Genomic DNA, 17820 nt, shown 5'->3' with positions numbered 1-17820 from the left:
CTATTCAGTTTCTGCGAAATACGTCCGTGTCTGGTACCAGCGCAGCACCAGGTAAAGCAGGAACCCAAACGGCCCGAACATGAATGTGAAAAACAGGCAGGGAAGAAGGGGCCAGAAGCCGATGCCGATTTTCCTGGCCTCTGTTACGATATAGATACCCGTTAGGAGATCGAATGCGAGGTAATGCACCCATCCTGCCAGCAACGCCTCCCGGCTGCGGAATAAACTGGCTACATTGTCCAGCGAATTGAAACTGTCTGACTGGAACGCGCCCAGGTTTGAAGCCACAAGCCAGGTGTATAACAAAGCCAGGAAGGTCACGATGGTGCCGACGAGCACTTTGGAGATCCACAAGGTTTTGTGAAAGCTCAGCAACAGCACCCAGCCCAACAGGGCAATGCCACTGCTCAGGCGGAATAGTACGTCTGATACCATATAGTGATAGGTTTTAACCTGCTTTCACCATCAGTTCCTTTTCAATCCGCGCGTTGGTTTCTTCGGGGGTCAGTTGCTGTGGTACGAACGATTCACCGATCACCTGTTCATACAGCTCAATATATCGTTTACTGATGGTATCGATCCATTCGGGAGTCATTGCAGGAACGGTCTGGCCTTCCTTGCCCATGAAATTGTTTGCGATCAGCCATTCCCGCACGAATTCCTTGCTCAGCTGCTTTTGCTTTTCACCGGCAGACTGCCGTTCCTCAAATCCGTCTGCATAAAAATAACGTGATGAATCGGGCGTGTGAATCTCGTCCATTAAATAAATGGTGTCGCCGATCTTCCCGAATTCATATTTTGTATCAACGAGGATCAGTCCGCGTTTTGCTGCGATCTCTTTTCCGCGCTCAAACAACTGTAGTGTATATTTTTCCAGAACAGCCCACTCTTCTGCAGTGGCCAGTCCTCCCGAAATGATCTCTTCTTTTGAAATGTCTTCATCATGCCCTTCAGCCGCTTTGGTCGAAGGTGTGATGATCGGGGTGGGGAAGTAGTCATTTTCCTTCAGCCCCTCAGGCAATGTTACTCCGCATAAAACCCTTTTTCCACTGCTGTATGTACGCCATGCATGACCGGTAAGATTTCCTCTTACCACCATTTCAATTTTAAAGGGTACGCACTTTTTCCCGATTGATGCATTTGGTGCAGGTACGGACAACAGCCAGTTCGGGCAGATATCTGCAGTTGCTTTGAGCATGTATGCAGCGATCTGGTTCAGCACTTGTCCTTTATATGGGATGGGTTCAGGAAGAATTACATCGAATGCTGAAATACGGTCCGATGCAATCATCACCAACAGGCGGTCATTGATCGTATATACATCGCGAACCTTTCCTCTGTAAAATGCAGTCTGTCCGGGGAATTGAAATGTTGCCATGGCGCGAAGTTACCAAGCCGCAGCCTAAAAAAATTTGTCTGAGAAAAGAAATCCTTATTTTGCCCTGAGAAACTCTAACTAAAACCTACGAGGTATGAGAAAAACCACCAGCTATTCTGCTTGTATGCTGTTGGCCCTTTTTCTGTCGATTGCTGCCTTTGCCCAAACCGTTACCATTACCGGAAACGTCAAAAACAGCTCGAACCAGGATATAGTGCCTGCAGTATCCGTAACCTTAAAAGGTACCAGCTCCGGTACTTTTACGGACGATAAGGGAAATTTTACACTAACTACTGCACAGAAGCCTCCTTTCACGCTTGTATTCTCCTCGGTTGGATTTGAATCGCAGGAGGTCACGGTAAACAGCGCGTCTCAAGCCGTGAATGTAAGCTTCCGTCCTTCTTCCACTCTCGGAACGGAAGTGGTAGTATCTGCCAGTCGCGTTCCTGAACGTATCCTCGAATCACCCGTTTCCATTGAGCGGGTTGGTGCCGCTGCTGTGCGTGCTTCTCCTGCTGCTTCATATTATGATATCGTCGCCAACCTGAAGGGGGTGGATGTGGTGACTTCTTCCATGACTTTCAAAACCCCGACCACCCGCGGATTTTCAAAAAGCGGCAACACGCGTTTCAACCAGCTGGTGGATGGAATGGATAACCTGGCCCCCGGGCTTAACTTCTCCGTTGGTGCGATCATCGGGTTGTCTGAACTAGATGTTGATAATATGGAACTGCTGCCAGGTGCGTCTTCTGCGTTATACGGACCTGGAGGAATGAACGGAACGCTGCTCATCTCCAGCAAGAACCCATTCAAGTATACCGGCCTCTCATTCCAGATTAAAGAAGGGATGATGAATACGGATGGTCGTTACCGTGACATCTCTGCTTTTCACAACTGGACGGCCAGGTGGGCTGAAAACATTAATAACCGTTTCGCGTATAAGATCACCGCAGATTTCATCCAGGCAAAAGACTGGGTAGCTGCTGATAAACGTAACTATGCCGGTCGCCCGACAGGAAGGGGACAGATCGTTCCGGGAACCCGTGAATCAGATCCCAACTATGACGGCATCAACGTGTATGGCGACGAAACTACGGCAGATATCCGCGCTGTGTTCAGGGGTATAGCTGCACAGGCACCTTTCCTGGCGCCATACATCAATTCAATCTCAGCTGATCCGATTAATGTAAGCCGTACCGGTTATGATGAAAAAGACATCATTGACCCGTCGACACTGAACTTCAAACTCGGTGGTGCGGTCCATTATAAGTTTACTGATAAGCTGGAAGGCGTTATCGCTGGTAACTGGGGAACCGGAAACAGCGTTTATACGGGAAATGACCGTTACTCCTTCAAGGATTTCAAGATGGGCCAGTACAAACTCGAGCTGAATCACCGCAACTGGTTCTTACGGACTTACACTACACAGGAAAACGCGGGCCAGTCGTTCGCGGCGGTAACAGCTACCAGGCTGACCAACGAAGCATGGAAATCGAGCACGGATCCTGTCAATGGCTGGTATTCACAATACGGCCAGGCTTACCTCGCATCCAAGATGGCCGGTTTATCTGATGCCCAGGCGCATAGCCAGGCACGCTCGGTTGCTGATGTAGGTCGCCCTGCAGCCGGCAGCGATGAATTCAAAGAGCTTTTCAACCGCGTTCGTTCCGTTCCCCTGTCGCAGGGCGGAGCGCTGTTTATTGAACAGTCCGATATGTACCAGACCGAAGGCCAGTACAATCTTTCCGATATCACCGGCAAGGTTGCCGATGTGCTTGTCGGTGCCAACTACAAAGTGTTTAACCTCGATTCGAAGGGAACACTGTTTGTGGATACTGCCGGTACCATCAAGATCCGTGAGTATGGCGCGTACGTTCAGGCATCAAGACGTTTGTTCAATGATGTGCTGAAGCTTACCTTCTCAGGACGCTACGATAAGAACGAAAACTTCGAGGGAAGATTCACCCCGCGAGCAACTGCGGTGATCAAGGTTGCAGAAAACAACAATGTTCGTGTTTCTTACCAGACCGCATACCGTTTCCCTTCAACCCAGGCACAGTTCATCAACCTGTTCATTGGTGGCGGAACGCAGCTGATAGGTGGTGACAAGAGCTTCCAGACTTATTATAATTTCACGAAGAACAAACCTTACGATTTCAATGTCGACGGTACACCAGGCGGCACCCACAACTTCAAGGAGTACAAACCGGAATCGGTTTCTTCCTATGAAGTGGGCTACAAGGGACTCTTCGGCAACAAGCTGCTGTTTGATGTGTACGGTTACTATGGCAAATACACAAACTTCCTTGCACGTACCATTATAGGACAACCTGCATCTGAAGGTGCAGCGCCCAACCCGCTGACCGACCGCAGGTTCTCAGTTCCCTACAATGTTGACCAGAAAGTGAATGTATATGGTTTCGGTATCAGCATCGACTACCGGCTGCCCGCGAATTTCGTGATCGGTGGTAACCTGTCATCCGATGTACTGGACAATGCAGATGATCTGAAGAACTCAGGTTTCATCGCCAATTTCAATACACCGAAATACCGCACCAACCTAAGCCTGAGCAATAATAGTCTCGGTAAGAAAAAACTCCTGGGCATGAGCATTGTGTACAAGTGGCAGGATGCGTTCTTCTATGAAGAGGATTTCGGAAACGGTGGTATACCCGCAATTCATACCCTGGATGCACAGGTCAGCTACAAGATTGTGAAATACAAATCCGTAGTTAAGCTTGGCGCAAATAACCTGCTGAACCAGTACTATTACAACGGGATCGGCAACAGCTTCGTAGGTGGATTGTACTACGTGTCATTCGGGTACAACATCTTCTAAATGCAACAAGCAACCGCATTCGAAAACTTACAAATCAAGAGATCATGTTTGAGCATATAAAAAAATATTCAAAACTGGTACTGGTGACGATGGCTGCCGGTTTCCAGTTGACTGCCTGCAACAAGATCCCCGAGGTGGAAGAGATCCAGCCGGAGATTCCCGAGGGCAGGACAATCGCAGAGATCATCAATACAGAACCACAGTATTCGCTGATGAAGCTGGCGGCAACGAAGGGTGGCATCATGGCAACACTAAGCAATCCTGATGCACAGCTTACCCTGCTGGCGGTGGACAATGACGCATTCGCCCTGTCAGGCATAAACGAAGCTATCATCAATGCACTGCCAGCCGCTACTGTTGCAGGGATCGCGCAGTATCACATCATCCCGCAGGCATTGCCCACTACCTCCATTACAGATGCTTACCCGAATGTGCAGATGCCCACACTTATCCAGTTACCTGGCGCACCTGCAGTTATCAAAATGCCGACTTTCCTGTCCAGGCGAGGCGACATGGCTTTTGTGAATAACATACCAGTCAAGGAAGCGAATATCCAGGCTTCAAACGGTGTGATCCATGACGTATTCGCAGTTGTTGCGCCACCAACGCGGGTGGTGATGGACTCTATTGCCCGCGACACTTCACTCACTTTCTTTACGGCTGCAATCGCCAGGGCGGACGAAGGTTTGCCGGATGGTTCAAAGTTCAGCCAGTTGCTTGCCAACCCGCTTGCCAACTTTACTGTTTTTGCCCCCGATAACAATGCATTCAAAATGTTGCTGGCAGGTTTGGGATTGCCTCCTGATCCTTCTGTGATAGGCATGCTACCCATTCAAACTGTACAGGGTATTGTCGCATATCATATCCATATCCTTGATGGCAGTCCACCCGCAGATCCAACCAAGATCAAGTTCGCGCGGGCTTTCACTGTGAACTTTCCTACAACACCGTCGCCCGTAAAAACTTTCCTGAACGTGGTGATCGATCCGGCACCGCCGTTAATTCTCGATGCAGCCCAGGGCGTGAAGGGTTGGGTAAACCCGACTTTCTCTAAGATCATTGGTGCAAACCGCAACGCAGTAAACGGTGTGGTTCATAAGATTGACCAGGTGTTGAGGCCACAGTAGTGAACTGCAATTGGTCGATAAGTGAATAAGTCAATAAGTCAATAAGTGAATAAGAGGGTCTCAGATCGGGATCCTCTTTTTTTTGAATCAGGAATTTAAGGCCGCCCGTTCAATGCTTGCAGCAAACAATGGTGTTTCCATCCGGTTGTGATAGATGGAATTGGGCTGGCGTTGTGCCCGGAATACATCAAAAGGGATCCCCTGTTTATCCAGGCCTTTCATCATATCCTCAGTTGCATGGGAAGTTACATGATTGGTGAACTCACATTGGGTATCATTGATTGCTTTAACACTGAGTTCCCAGCGGACATAAAGAACAACTCTGCCTGTTGGGGTGAAAACATCTGAGAATGAGGTGAGCACCAGGTGCTGTGGTTCCGACACTTCTTCCTGGTAATGTTGTACCATAAGACTTCCGCCAATCATTTCCACATTGATCGACATCCGGCGGCCGTCAGCACCAATGGTTTTTGCCGCAGTGATATGGGCTGGTGAACAATCCTGGTATTCTTTCTCCGGTAAATTGAAGGCCCACTCCGGGAGATTTATTTTTTCTATGGGCGTGTTGATTACCGCACTGAAACTGGAATCAACGATCTGGTCTGCTATTTTCATAAATTATTATTGTATTGTCCGAATGTATTATTTCCTGGCCCGGAGTATCTCCAGCAGTTCTTCAGTGCTTAAAATGGCATGGGCGAAAGTCGGGCCATTTAACTGGTGAGCTGCATTCATATGATCCCAACTGTATGCGGCTGTTGCATCGTTTACAAGCGTAACGTGATATCCCAGTTCCATTGCCATCCTGCCGGTTGCTTCAATACAGGTATTGGCGATCAGTCCCACCAGTATTACCCGGTCAATATCATGTTGCTTTAGCTGTTGATCAAGGTCTGTATTGGCGAAGCCATTTTGTGACCAGTGTTCCTTGATGATGATGTCACCTGGCTGTGGCTGGAAATCATCATGAAACGTTCCACCCCAGGTGTCTTTGGCGAAAACCTGCCTGTCTCTTGTTGACAGCTGGATACTGGTTGGGTATTTCCAGTTCATATAGTCTGTGGGTTCGGAACGATGATGTGGCACGTAGAACACTTTAATTCCCAGCTGGCGGGCCTCGCCGACCACTTTCGACATATTTTCCAGTAGGTGAACGGCTTCTGCGATTTCTTTTAACCTGCTGTAGGCTTTTCCTTCATGGTGTAGGAAGTCATTGTAGGGATCCACTAGCAGGATGCCGGTCCGGCTGGGTTGATAGGTACCATACCTTTCAAATCCCTGTTCTGTTTGCTTATCCATATTTTACTTTTTTCACTGTTACCCGAAATCCTGTCCCGCTATGAGACCTGCATCACATTTAAATAAAGACACTTTCCGTCGCTTTCAGGCTCCAGAAAGAAATAAAAAAAAGGCGCCCGCACCGCGGACGCCTTATAAACTTTCACTTTATAATTTTTGTGTCGATCAGACATTAAACCTGAAGTGCATCACATCACCATCTTTCACGATGTATTCTTTCCCTTCAATTCTCAGTTTGCCGGCATCCCTGCAGGCAGATTCTGAACCATATTGAATGAAGTCATTATAGGCGATTACCTCAGCCTTGATGAATCCTTTTTCGAAGTCGGTGTGGATCACGCTGGCGGCCTGTGGCGCCTTCCAGCCTTCGTGGATGGTCCAGGCACGAACTTCCTGTACACCAGCAGTGAAGTAAGTCTGCAGGTTCAGCAGTTTGTATGCAGCACGGATCAGTTTATTCAACGCAGGCTCGGTCATTTTATATTCATCCATGAACAGTGCGCGGTCGTCAGGATCTTCCAATTCCGCGATCTGCTGTTCGATGCTATTGTTCATGATGATCACGTCCGCGCCTTCAGCCGCAACAGCAGCTTTCAACGCATCGGAGTATTTATTACCGGTATGCATGGATGCTTCGTCAACGTTGGCAACATAAAGCACAGGCTTCTCAGTAAGCAGGAAAAGGTCGGCAATGGCAACACGGTCTTCCTTGCTGAGGTTTAACTCGCGGATATTGCGGCCGGCTTCGAGGTGCGCATAACATTTCTTGAGAATTTCCAGCTCCACTTTCACTTTGGGTTCACCGGTACGCACCATCTTTTCCGTACGCTGCATTTTCTTCTCAACGCTTTCCAGGTCTTTCAGCTGCAGCTCTGTATCAATGATCTCCTTATCGCTGACCGGATTGATCGCACCTTCTTCGCGGAGGATGTTTTCGTCTTCAAAACAACGAACCACATGTACAATTGCATCCACTTCGCGGATGTTGGCCAGGAATTTATTCCCAAGTCCTTCGCCTTTGCTGGCACCCCTTACGAGGCCGGCTATATCAACTATCTCGATCTGCGTTGGCACAGTGCGGTTAGGCTTCACCAGTTCTGCCAGCTTGTCGATCCGGTAGTCGGGCACGTCCACGAGTCCTACGTTTGGTTCGATCGTACAGAAGCGATAGTTGCTCGCCTGCGCTTTTGCGCTGATGCTTACTGCGTTAAAGAGGGTGGATTTTCCCACATTCGGCAATCCGACAATACCTGCTTGTAATCCCATGAATAAATGAATTTATATATATGTACTTATATATTTCGGGCCGCAAAGATAAGAAAACTCCGCGAGGCGCCTTTTTTCACTTTTACTTTTTACTTTTAACCTTTACCAACCCGTTCGCACCGCTATGGCTTTAAATTACGTCTGGATTGCATTTTTCCTCGTTGCCTTTGTTGTGGCCCTGTTCAAACTGATCGTATTCGGGGATGTGGAGATCTTCAAGAAACTTGTGGACGGACTCTTCGATTCAGCGAAATCGTCGGTTATGGATGTCGCTTTCCCGTTGACTGGTACCATGGTGTTCTTCCTCGGGTTACTCAATATTGCGGAGAAGGCTGGAGCTGTGCGGTTCCTGGCCCGTTTCCTGGATCCATTGATGCGAAGGATCTTTCCCGGGGTTCCGGGCGGCCACCCGGCAATGGGCCAGATGGTCATGAACTTTTCGGCTAACCTGCTTGGACTTGATAACGCTGCGACACCATTCGGGCTCAAGGCCATGGAAAGCCTCCAGACCCTTAACCCTGAAAAGGAAAAAGCCACCAACGCACAGATCATGTTCCTGGTGCTGCATACCTCGGGGCTCACGATCATCCCGCTTACCATTATCGCTTACCGGATCTCGGCAGGAAGTACGGAACCGGCTTCCATCTTTATACCGTGTGTGATAGGCACTTTGATGACTACCCTCGCTTCTGTGATCGTAGTAAGTTTCTGGCAGCGGATCAAATGGGACCTGGTACTGATCGGGTGGGTAGCTTCCGCACTCGCTGCTGTTGGATTGTTGCTATTCTATGTGAACAGCCTGTCGCCTGCAAATAAAGAAGTGTTTTCAAAAGTGGCAGGAAATATTCTCCTGTTTGTGATCGTGGTGAGCTTTATTGTTGGCGGTGTGCGCAAGAAGATCAATGTGTTTGATGCCTTTATAGAAGGAGCGAAGGAAGGATTCAGTGTCATTCTCAAGATCATCCCTTACCTGGTGGGCATGCTCGTTGCCATCCGCGTGTTCCGTGATTCCGGCGCGCTGGATTATGTCATCAATGGTATTTCCTGGTGTATCGCTGCTGTCGGTATTCCTACTGATTTCGTACCTGCATTACCGGTAGCCATTATGAAACCTTTCAGCGGCAGCGGCGCCCGCGGCATGATGCTGGATATTTTCAACAACCCGGCCCTGGGCCCTGATTCATTCGTCGGTAAAACCGCGAGTATCTTCCAGGGTTCTGCCGATACCACGTTTTACATTATTGCACTTTACTTCGGAAGTGTGGGGATCAAGAAAGTCAGGTATTCGATCTGGGCTGGAATGATCGCCGATTTTATCGGGGTGATCGCTGCGATCTTCATCGCGTATATTTTCTTCAGGTAATAATTTATTGTTGATTTTAATCAATGCCATTTCTTACCCAAACGCAAGTGGGACGCTATGGTGGTGGTTTAGCTTTGTGTAATCAATTTTGCTCCAAAACACATTATGGAAAAAATATTCATTTATGCTGCATCATTGCAAAACACTGGCATTCATTTAGCCCGTGTCGGACTTGTGATCGTGTTACTATGGATAGGAGGGTTAAAGGCATTCCGATATGAAGCCGTTGGAATAGTTCCTTTTGTTGCCAACAGTCCTGTGATGAATTTTTTATACAAGTATGAAGCACCCGAATATAAAAAGTACATGAACAAGGAGGGGGAGTACAAGCCGGCAAATATTACCTGGCACGAGGATAATAATACCTACCTTTTTTCCTATGGCTTAGGTGCTGTAATAATGCTGATCGGGGTGCTGATTGCACTGTATCCGGTTTGGCCCGCTGTTTCAGCAGTTGGTAGTTTCCTTGCCTTTATTATGTCGCTGGTTACGTTGTCATTTTTGATCACGACACCCGAAACATGGGTTGCGGACCTGGGTGACAAGGAATTCGGGTTCCCTTATTTGAGTGCCGCGGGCCGATTGGTCATCAAAGATGTGATTATGATGGGTGCAGCAGTCGTCACAATGGCTCAGGCTGCTAAAAAGCATATACTTTTAAAACGGCAAGGCTGTTGTCGCCACGTTTAAAAAACTTACCTCCCCGAATTTCCTGTTACAACAGGTTTATTCCCGCCGCCCTGTATTGCTGAAGCTGCGGGTCAGCTGAATCAAGTTCTGTAATCAGTAAGTCTACGTCTTTGAGATCGCATACATGGAGTGGCTGTATGGATTCCATTTTTTCGGAGATAGTGAGGCACACTACTTTCTGCGAGGCTTCTATAATGGCCCGTTTGATCATGACCACTTCCCAGTCGTTATCAGTTACGCCGTGATTCAGGTCAATGGCATTTATCCCAAGAAAACAGATATCGGCCTTGATCCTTTTGATCTGGGAAATCGCTTCTGACCCAACAGTGATTCGTGAACTCTTGGATACTTTATCACCGATCACAATCACATCGATATTGGGATGGTTCATGTATTCAAGTACAGCCGGGATACTGCCGGAAATAAAAGTGGCTTTGAGCCCGGGATGCAATGCCTTTGCCAGTTCCATAATGGTGGTACCGCCGCTGGTTAGTACAAACATGCCGTCTTTGATCAGGCTGGCTGCCTTGCGGGCAATACTCATTTTATTTTCCTGCGAATAGACTTCTTTTGGCGAAAAGGTTACCTGGCTGAAAGAATGTGACAATGCCCCGCCATGCACTTTGATGAGTTTCCCTTCCTCCGCCATTTCCTGCAGGTCGCGGCGGATCGTATCTTCTGACACCTGGATCTCTTCACATAGCTGTGTGGATAATACCTTGTTGTGCAGGTTGACCTTGTGCAGGATATAGGCTTGTCGTTCCTTTTTTAGCATGGCAATAAGGATAAGCAGTTGGGTTAAAATGGAAAAACGCATAAACCCGAAACAGATTGCAGGTTCTTCGCGCAATTTCATGTTTAAATTAAGATTTTTTTGCGTGTTTCTGCAATGGTGGGATAAAAAGAAAGCTGCCTGAAAAAATCAGGCAGCTCGTATGTGTTTTCAGAAAACCGGGTTTATGCTTATTGCCAGCCCGGGTTTTGTTTCAGTTCATACCCGTTATCCTCGTATAGCTTGATCTGGTCAAGGGGAATAGGATCAAGGTAAACTTTGGGATCAAGGAAAGGACGCTGAGATTCGGCCTTGGTTGCAGGAATAATATATCCTTCAGCCGCACCGCCTTCAATGAATACATCAGTATTGGGATAATCCGCTTTACGGATCCATGCTCCTTTGTTAATGTCTGCATTTGCTTGGGTATCGGTATAATCAAGCTTTTTCCAGCGCCTGAGGTCGTCATACCTGAATCCTTCCATCATGAGTTCAATCCTACGCTCACGGCGGATTTCCCAGATAATTGAGCTGACAGTGGCATCCCTTGAAGGGTCATCATATAACACACCATTGATAGCAGGCTGGTCGCCCATAACCTGGAGGTTAGGCATATTGATACCTGTTCTCTTTCTCAATACATTGACAGATTTGTCCAGGTCAGCCTGCGTAAGCTGGCCAAGTTCAGCAGTTGCCTCTGCGTAGTTCAGCAATACCTCCGCGTAACGGATAATTGGTGCGTCTGTCTGGTTCAGACTACCACCGCCCTCCGGAAGATTTTTAACTGACTCGTTGAGGAACTTGTGCAGTGAAAAACCTGAGGTGGAATAGTTTGAAGCATACTTGCTTATCCTCAGTTGATTTACTACTGTGGCATACATCCTGGGATCCCTGTTGGCCATAACCTTGTCAATTCCATTATCACCCTGGTAAGCAGTTGATACACCAATTGGAAGTCCATCGTTTGCCAGGTAGCTGTCAACCGCATCCTTTGAAATTCCGGTCTGCGGTTCCAGGTAGTTATAACTTGCGAGAGCGTGAGTGATCATACCTGTTTCATATTTCCGATACATGATGATCTCTTTCGCACTTGCGAGGCTGAGTGAACTGAAAAGTGAGCGATACTCATCTCCAATAGTATACTTTGCTGAAGTGATCAGCTGATCAGCTGCCCACTTTGCTGCTTCAAGGTAGATGGTAGCCTTTGACTGGTCAATATTATGGTACTTAAAGTAAGTTCCTTCATAAAGCATGATCCTCGACATGAAAGCAAGCACAACAGCTTTATTTACATGAAGGCCTTTATCACCGTCGCTTTCACGAACATTTTCAGCTGCATATTTAAGGTCATTCAACATACTGTCAACCACCAGTGCCCGGGAGTCGCGTGGCTTATACAACTGATCAAAGTCAGTTTCACCCAATACTGTACCGTACCAGGGAACATCGCCATAACGCTTTACCAGGTTGTGGTATTCAAGGGTCCGGAAGAAACGTGCTATACCACTCCAGTGTTTCACTGCTGCTTCTTCCATAGGCACAGTCTGGATCCTGTTCAGGTACAAATTGGCCTTCCTGATCCAGGAAAATCCCCAGCTGGTTGAGGAAGCGGAAGTCGGTATATTTTTGATGAACTGCGTTGGAGCAGATGGTGCGAAATCATCATTCAGAGATTGACCGGAAAAATATTTTCCCCAGGTAAATCCTGAACCATAACCATCGAAATAACGGGGATAAAAGTCCCAGGCAAAAATGCGGACATTACTTTCGCTGGTCCAATATGTGTCGTCGGATAGTTGGTCCTCCGGCGGACGATTGAGAAACTCTTTCTTACAGCCCGCAAATGCAAGTGCTGCGGTAGCTATAAATAAAATATATTTTTTCATGTTGTAGCCAGATTTTAAATATTATAATGTTGCCTGGATTCCGAAGGAAACCGTTCTGCGGTATGGATAAACACGGCCGAAAGTGGCAGCCTGGCTGCTGGCGTTCTTAAATCCAACTTCAGGATCGATTGGCACACTCAGGTTTTCTTTTTCAAACAGGTTTTCACCATTCACATAGATGCGCATACGCTGCAGTTTAGCTTTTTGAGTGAGATGTGCCGGGATCGTATAACCGATACCAACAGATTTCAACCTCATGTAAGCCATGTTCAGCATGTATTTGTCCTGTACCAGGAAGTTTTGAGCATCATTAGATTGACCGGTATTGGAAGGACGCGGATAGAATGCATCCGGATTTTCAGGAGTCCAGTAATCCATCTGGTGTGCATACATGTTGTCACTGGGATTGAAACCAGGAATTACGATCATACCCGTTCCCCAATAATCGCGCTTGCCGACACCCTGAATGAACAAATTGAAATCAATTCCTTTCCAGTCTGCACCAAGGCGGATGCCATACTGATAGCGAGGTGTACTGTTTCCAATTACTACCATGTCACCATGATCATCTAATGTTTTCGCACCGGTAAAGATTGTTCCGTCACCGTTAAGGTCTTTATACTTTATGTCACCAGGTCCATAGAAGAACCAGCTCGCTTCGTGCTTGGACTGTGTTGGCACTCCTTTAGCGGGAATGTAATGGCCGCTGGCATCAGTGATCAGGTTTCCGCTCGCATCCTGCTCAAAATCATCCTTTGTAAAGAAACGATCGGTTCTATATCCCCAGATTTCGCCCAGCTGCTTGCCTTTGTAATACCCGTTGATATTGTTTCCATCGTACTTGGTGATCTCTTCTTTGAAATCAGAGAAAGACAGTGTACCGTTGATATTCAGCCCGTTGCTGAAACCATGGTTGAGGTCAATTGCAATTTCCCATCCAGTTGTCTGCATTTCACCGTAGTTCCTTTTAGGAGGTGTTGCGCCAAATGTAGCAGGAAGCACCTCTCCGGATGTGATCATATCACTGGTTGTTCTACGATACCAGTCGAAGCTCACACCAACTTTGTTATTCAGTAATCTTGCATCAAAACCGAAATCAAGTGATTTGATGGTCTCCCATTTCAATACTGGCGGAACCAGTGCAGGAGTGTTAACAGTCAGCATGTTGGTGCTGCCTATCCACCATCCTGAGGTTGAAGAAGACATTGAGGGCCTGAAAGTAGCGCTGCCCACGTCTGTATTTCCCAACGAACCATAAGAAGCACGGAGTTTCAGGTGACTGAGCACGGGTGCTGCAAAGTCCATGAACTTTTCATCAGAAATAATATATCCTGCAGATACAGAAGGGAAAAATGCCCAACGGTCATTGGATGGGAAATATGAAGATCCGTCAAAACGACCATTCACTTCGAGGAGGAATTTATTTCTGAAAGTATAGTTGATCCTTCCAAAGAATCCCTGTGTTGTCCATTCCCGTATTCCTTTCCAGTCGACACGTCCACCTGAAGTGATCATATTTCCTGTGGCCAATGGCAATTCAGGTTGGGTTTGGTCAATCAGGTTTTGTTTTTCAGAACCTTGTGAAAAGGGTTTGTAAAGGTCAACATCCATACCCGCAATAACCTTGAAATCATGATCCTTGATATCTTTCTGATATGTTGCAAATGCTTTTACAGTATGCAGTTCATTCCATTCGGAATAATATGCGATCCTGTTATATGTTGCAGAAGAATACGGTCCGTATACCCACACAGCGTTCCACTGGTTCCATGCTGTGGCAACACCGCCTGGATCTTTGATGTGGTTATTGTTGTTGGTATAAGTATAGTTTGTATTCAGTGTCAGACCCTTTGTGATCTTGAATGTTCCGCCAACTGTTGTCCGAAGAAAGTTGCGGGCTTCTTCAACCATGTTAGCCTGCTGCATTTCTGTGATCACGTTACGGAAAGGTTTGCCCTGGAAAGTTCCGTAAGGATATACTCCATGCCAGCGATAGAGGTAATACAAAGGATCAAATGCAGTACCGTTATATGAAAACGGAGTCTCCTGTTCTGTTTTAGACATCATCACCTTTCCAGTCAGGTCCAGCCATGGAGTAACTGCGGAGTTGATGCTGAATGAAGCATTATACCTTTTGAAAAGATCAGTTTTTTCGGTCAGTACACCTTTCTGATCGAGGTAACCGAGATTGACGTTGTAAGACGTTTTATCATTGCCTCCTGTGAAGTTGAGGTTATGGTTTTGTTGCGGCGTCCATTTCTTCATGTACAGGTCAACGGCATCCCATGGACGGTAGAAATACTTCTTACCGCCGATGTCTTCAAAGTCACGTCCTTCAACCATTTCGGGTCCAAGATCCTGGCCACCGTAGGTCTTTTGCCAATCGCGGATCTTCTGAATGCTTGCTTCATCGAATGTCATCCCAACAGTCCCGAAGAAAGTGTTATTGGGGTTGGTACGAATCGCTGCTGCAAGCGCATATTCCGGTCCGTCAGCAGCATCTGCAATCTTAGGCGTTGTAGTTGGTGTGCTCCAGGAAAAGTTGTTGGAATAGGTGATCCTGCTTTTTGAATTCTTCTTTCCCGTTTTTGTAGTAATCAGCACAACGCCAAATGCAGCCCTGCTTCCATAAATTGATGTGGAGGCTGCATCTTTCAATACAGAAATAGCTTCAATGTCTTCAGGGTTTACCAGCATCAGGCTTGGAATCTCCACGTTATCTACGAGGATAAGAGGCTGTGCACCATTGGCAGCATTCAATGATCCCGTTACACCGCGCAGGCGGATCTGTGGATTGGAACCCAGATCACCTGTTGTAGTACTGATGGTAAGTCCTGGTACTGCGCCCTGCAATGCACGCGCAGGATCCGTCATCGGCCTTGACTGCATTTGCTTGGTAACATTTACTGTTGAAACAGCACCGGTAAGATTGGCTTTCTTTTGGGTGCCATAGCCTACAACGACCACCTGTTCCAGTGATTTGTCATCGTGTTCCAGCTGGATACGGATATTTCCGCTTCCAACTTTTACGGTAATTGTACCATAACCAACTGATGATATGGTAATGGATTTTGTTCCATCCGGAGCAGTAAAACTGAATTTTCCGCTATCATCGGTGGAAGTACCGGCATCCCCGGCACGTACAGTTGCCCCCGAAATGGGTTGCTGCGAGGCTTTGTCCACAACCTCGCCGCTGATCGTTTGTCCCACCGCCAAACCTGATATACAGGTTAGCAGCAGCACTACCAGCAGAGACTTTAAATTTCCCATGTTGACGTGTTTGGTTTGGTTTGTTATTATAGTGATTGATTGAAACGCTGAATTTTTCCTTCGATGAGACTGATCCAGATCTCATCTTTTTTGCCGGTACGGATAGCATTGATCGATGAATTGCCTGCCTTGTATTTCCAAAGCATCTGTCCCTTCTTTTCGTCGATGGCCACCAACTCGCCGTTCTTTGTTCCGGTGAACACCACACCGTTATGGACGGTAATAGGACAGGGGTTATGCTCATATCCGAACGCGGCATTGACGATCCATTTTACCTGCATGGTATCCGGGCTGGTCGCTACCGCGATTACCGTATCCATCATGGTTTTCGCGTAAACAGTCTGGCCGTCGGCTGAAATGCCGAGTGATTCACGCACCCGGTACTGGTTATTGCGCCAGATTGTTTTCCCGGTCTGCAGGTCAATCGCGGTCATATACCTGTCAGGAGCAACGATGATCACTTTATTGCCTGCGATGGCAGGTACCACGTTGCCGGGAGAGTAAAGTTTGGCGCGACTGCCATTGTTCCATTTCCATTTCAGTTCGCCATTGGTTGCATTTAGGCAGTAGAGGTGAGTGTCCCACGCTCCGAATACCAGTTGCTTTCCATCTTTGCTTAGTGCAGGTCTTGCCTGCAACTGGCCTTCAATGCCTTTGTACGACCAGATGATCTTTCCGTCGCGCGCATCCATGCAGTACATGGTTCCGCTGCCCACGCCGAGATAGATCAGGTTGTTATGTTGAATGGGCTCGCTGATCAGTGGTTCATTGAATTCGAGGGTCCAGGCACGTGTACCGTTCTTCTGGTTCCAGGCGATCAGTTGGCCGCTGATGGTGCCGGCAATGATGTATTCCCCGGTATATAACGGGTTGGTATAAATGCTTCCGAATACACTGTCTTTCCAGAGCAGTTTACCTGTAGTGGCATCAATGAGTTTTAGATTCCCATCCGATGTGCCAAATGTGATGGCTTTCTTTCCGGCAGGAACTGCCGCAGTGAACAGGGACGCATTGTCCTGGTAAGAAAATTTGGGCGCATGCTTCGCATACTTTTCGTTGATGGAATAGTCGGGAGCCGGACCGGAGATCTTTTTCTGCAGCGCCTTGTTTTCGGCAAGTGACATATGCTGGAACAGTCGCGGCTTTGCTTCGCCCACGATCTTTTCTTCTATCTGTACGGAGTCATTCTGAAGCGTAATGATGTTATAACCGAGTCCCGCCGTGTTTTTAGGGAGACTGCTTCTTCCCATTACACCGGTGATGCCGTCGAAATTGTGCAGCGACAGGCGATGGCCATGACCGCAAAGGATCAGTTTCGTCGGGTACTGTTTGAGGATTGCCGTTACATCGAACCAGTTATCGAGGCCGTCGCCGATAGGATAGTGGGCGAGTGAAACAACGTCCATTCCCGGTTTCAGTTTTTCGGCAAGTTCCCTTTTCAGCCAGAGCAGGTCTTCCTGTTTTACATGTCCGTCGCCCATTTTCAGGTATGGACCGGTATTGAAGCCGATAAAGAAGTACCGGCCATGGTTAAATGAAAAGCGGTCATTCTTCCAATGGTCCAGGAATGTTTTGCCGGCGCTCTCAGACCAGTTCGTCTCGTGGTTGCCAGGCAGTACATGGAACGGATGCTTCAGCCTCGTAAGGATCCGCTTCACTGATTCCAGTTCGGCATTGGAACCGGTATTGCTGACATCGCCCGTCACGACAACGAAGTCGAAAGGAGTACGGTTGATCTCATCCACGATCGATTCAAGACCGCTTTCGCTGTCGATACCCGGACTCACATGCAGGTCAGTCAGGAAGGCAAAACGGAGCGGTTTCTCGGTCGCAGTTTGCGCATATCCCAGGCAGTTGGCCAATAACAGGAATGCAAGCAGCAGTTTGCTTTTTTTCACGTGTGTCTGTTTTCTATGTGTTTCGAGTGCCA

At 47.6% G+C, this 17820-nt stretch carries 13 protein-coding genes; 4 read left to right on the top strand and 9 right to left on the bottom strand.

Annotation, left to right across the window (positions count from 1 at the left end):
• Together OI18_RS08190 and OI18_RS08185 are read right to left on the bottom strand one after the other, a co-directional pair.
• Positions 1–435 carry an ABA4-like family protein gene (locus OI18_RS08190; protein WP_039138885.1) on the bottom strand — a complete coding sequence of 145 codons (435 nt, stop codon included), beginning with the start codon at positions 433–435 and terminating at the stop codon, positions 1–3.
• A gap of 13 nt (positions 436–448) precedes the next feature.
• Entirely contained in the window at positions 449–1378 is a 930-nt protein-coding gene (locus OI18_RS08185; protein ID WP_039138884.1) for a phosphoribosylaminoimidazolesuccinocarboxamide synthase, read from the bottom strand.
• A 94-nt stretch (positions 1379–1472) separates the two neighbouring features.
• Here OI18_RS08185 and OI18_RS08180 point away from each other — a divergent pair, with 94 nt between their 5' ends.
• Both OI18_RS08180 and OI18_RS08175 read left to right on the top strand, forming a co-directional pair.
• On the top strand, positions 1473–4217 hold the full coding sequence (locus OI18_RS08180; RefSeq protein ID WP_039138883.1) for a TonB-dependent receptor: 2745 nt from the start codon (positions 1473–1475) through the stop codon (positions 4215–4217).
• A gap of 44 nt (positions 4218–4261) precedes the next feature.
• Positions 4262–5344 (top strand): fasciclin domain-containing protein, encoded by a 1083-nt coding sequence (locus tag OI18_RS08175; protein WP_039138882.1) that lies wholly within the window; start codon positions 4262–4264, stop codon positions 5342–5344.
• An 87-nt stretch (positions 5345–5431) separates the two neighbouring features.
• On the opposite strand, the gene OI18_RS08170 is transcribed toward OI18_RS08175, so the two are convergent.
• From OI18_RS08170 to ychF, 3 genes are all read right to left on the bottom strand, one after another.
• Positions 5432–5959 carry a hypothetical protein gene (locus tag OI18_RS08170; protein ID WP_152616767.1) on the bottom strand — a complete coding sequence of 176 codons (528 nt, stop codon included), beginning with the start codon at positions 5957–5959 and terminating at the stop codon, positions 5432–5434.
• 27 nt (positions 5960–5986) lie between these two features.
• A complete protein-coding gene (locus OI18_RS08165; RefSeq protein ID WP_052272996.1) occupies positions 5987–6643 on the bottom strand; it encodes a cysteine hydrolase family protein in 657 nt (218 codons plus the stop codon).
• A 165-nt stretch (positions 6644–6808) separates the two neighbouring features.
• Entirely contained in the window at positions 6809–7909 is a 1101-nt protein-coding gene (gene ychF / locus OI18_RS08160) for a redox-regulated ATPase YchF (protein WP_039138880.1), read from the bottom strand.
• Between the two features lie 124 nt (positions 7910–8033).
• Between ychF and OI18_RS08155 the strand changes: the two genes are divergently transcribed.
• Together OI18_RS08155 and OI18_RS08150 are read left to right on the top strand one after the other, a co-directional pair.
• Positions 8034–9272: a nucleoside recognition domain-containing protein gene (locus OI18_RS08155; RefSeq protein ID WP_039138878.1), complete on the top strand. Its 1239-nt coding sequence runs from the start codon at positions 8034–8036 to the stop codon at positions 9270–9272.
• 105 nt (positions 9273–9377) lie between these two features.
• Positions 9378–9962: a DUF417 family protein gene (locus OI18_RS08150; RefSeq protein ID WP_039138877.1), complete on the top strand. Its 585-nt coding sequence runs from the start codon at positions 9378–9380 to the stop codon at positions 9960–9962.
• Between the two features lie 25 nt (positions 9963–9987).
• Here OI18_RS08150 and OI18_RS08145 read toward each other — a convergent pair whose 3' ends face one another.
• The 4 genes from OI18_RS08145 to OI18_RS08130 all read right to left on the bottom strand — a co-directional run bounded on the left by OI18_RS08145 (position 9988) and on the right by OI18_RS08130 (position 17788).
• Entirely contained in the window at positions 9988–10818 is an 831-nt protein-coding gene (locus OI18_RS08145) for a DeoR/GlpR family DNA-binding transcription regulator (RefSeq protein WP_338030052.1), read from the bottom strand.
• A gap of 107 nt (positions 10819–10925) precedes the next feature.
• Entirely contained in the window at positions 10926–12620 is a 1695-nt protein-coding gene (locus OI18_RS08140; protein ID WP_039138874.1) for a RagB/SusD family nutrient uptake outer membrane protein, read from the bottom strand.
• Between the two features lie 21 nt (positions 12621–12641).
• On the bottom strand, positions 12642–15890 hold the full coding sequence (locus tag OI18_RS08135) for a SusC/RagA family TonB-linked outer membrane protein (RefSeq protein WP_039138872.1): 3249 nt from the start codon (positions 15888–15890) through the stop codon (positions 12642–12644).
• Between the two features lie 26 nt (positions 15891–15916).
• Positions 15917–17788: an outer membrane protein assembly factor BamB family protein gene (locus tag OI18_RS08130; RefSeq protein WP_039139244.1), complete on the bottom strand. Its 1872-nt coding sequence runs from the start codon at positions 17786–17788 to the stop codon at positions 15917–15919.
• Positions 17789–17820 lie beyond the last annotated feature (32 nt).

Origin of the sequence: Flavihumibacter solisilvae (genome assembly GCF_000814475.1) — a bacterium.
Lineage (GTDB): Bacteria > Bacteroidota > Bacteroidia > Chitinophagales > Chitinophagaceae > Flavihumibacter > Flavihumibacter solisilvae.
Note: the sequence above shows the minus strand (reverse complement) of the source record. Positions and strands in the feature narration are given on the sequence as shown.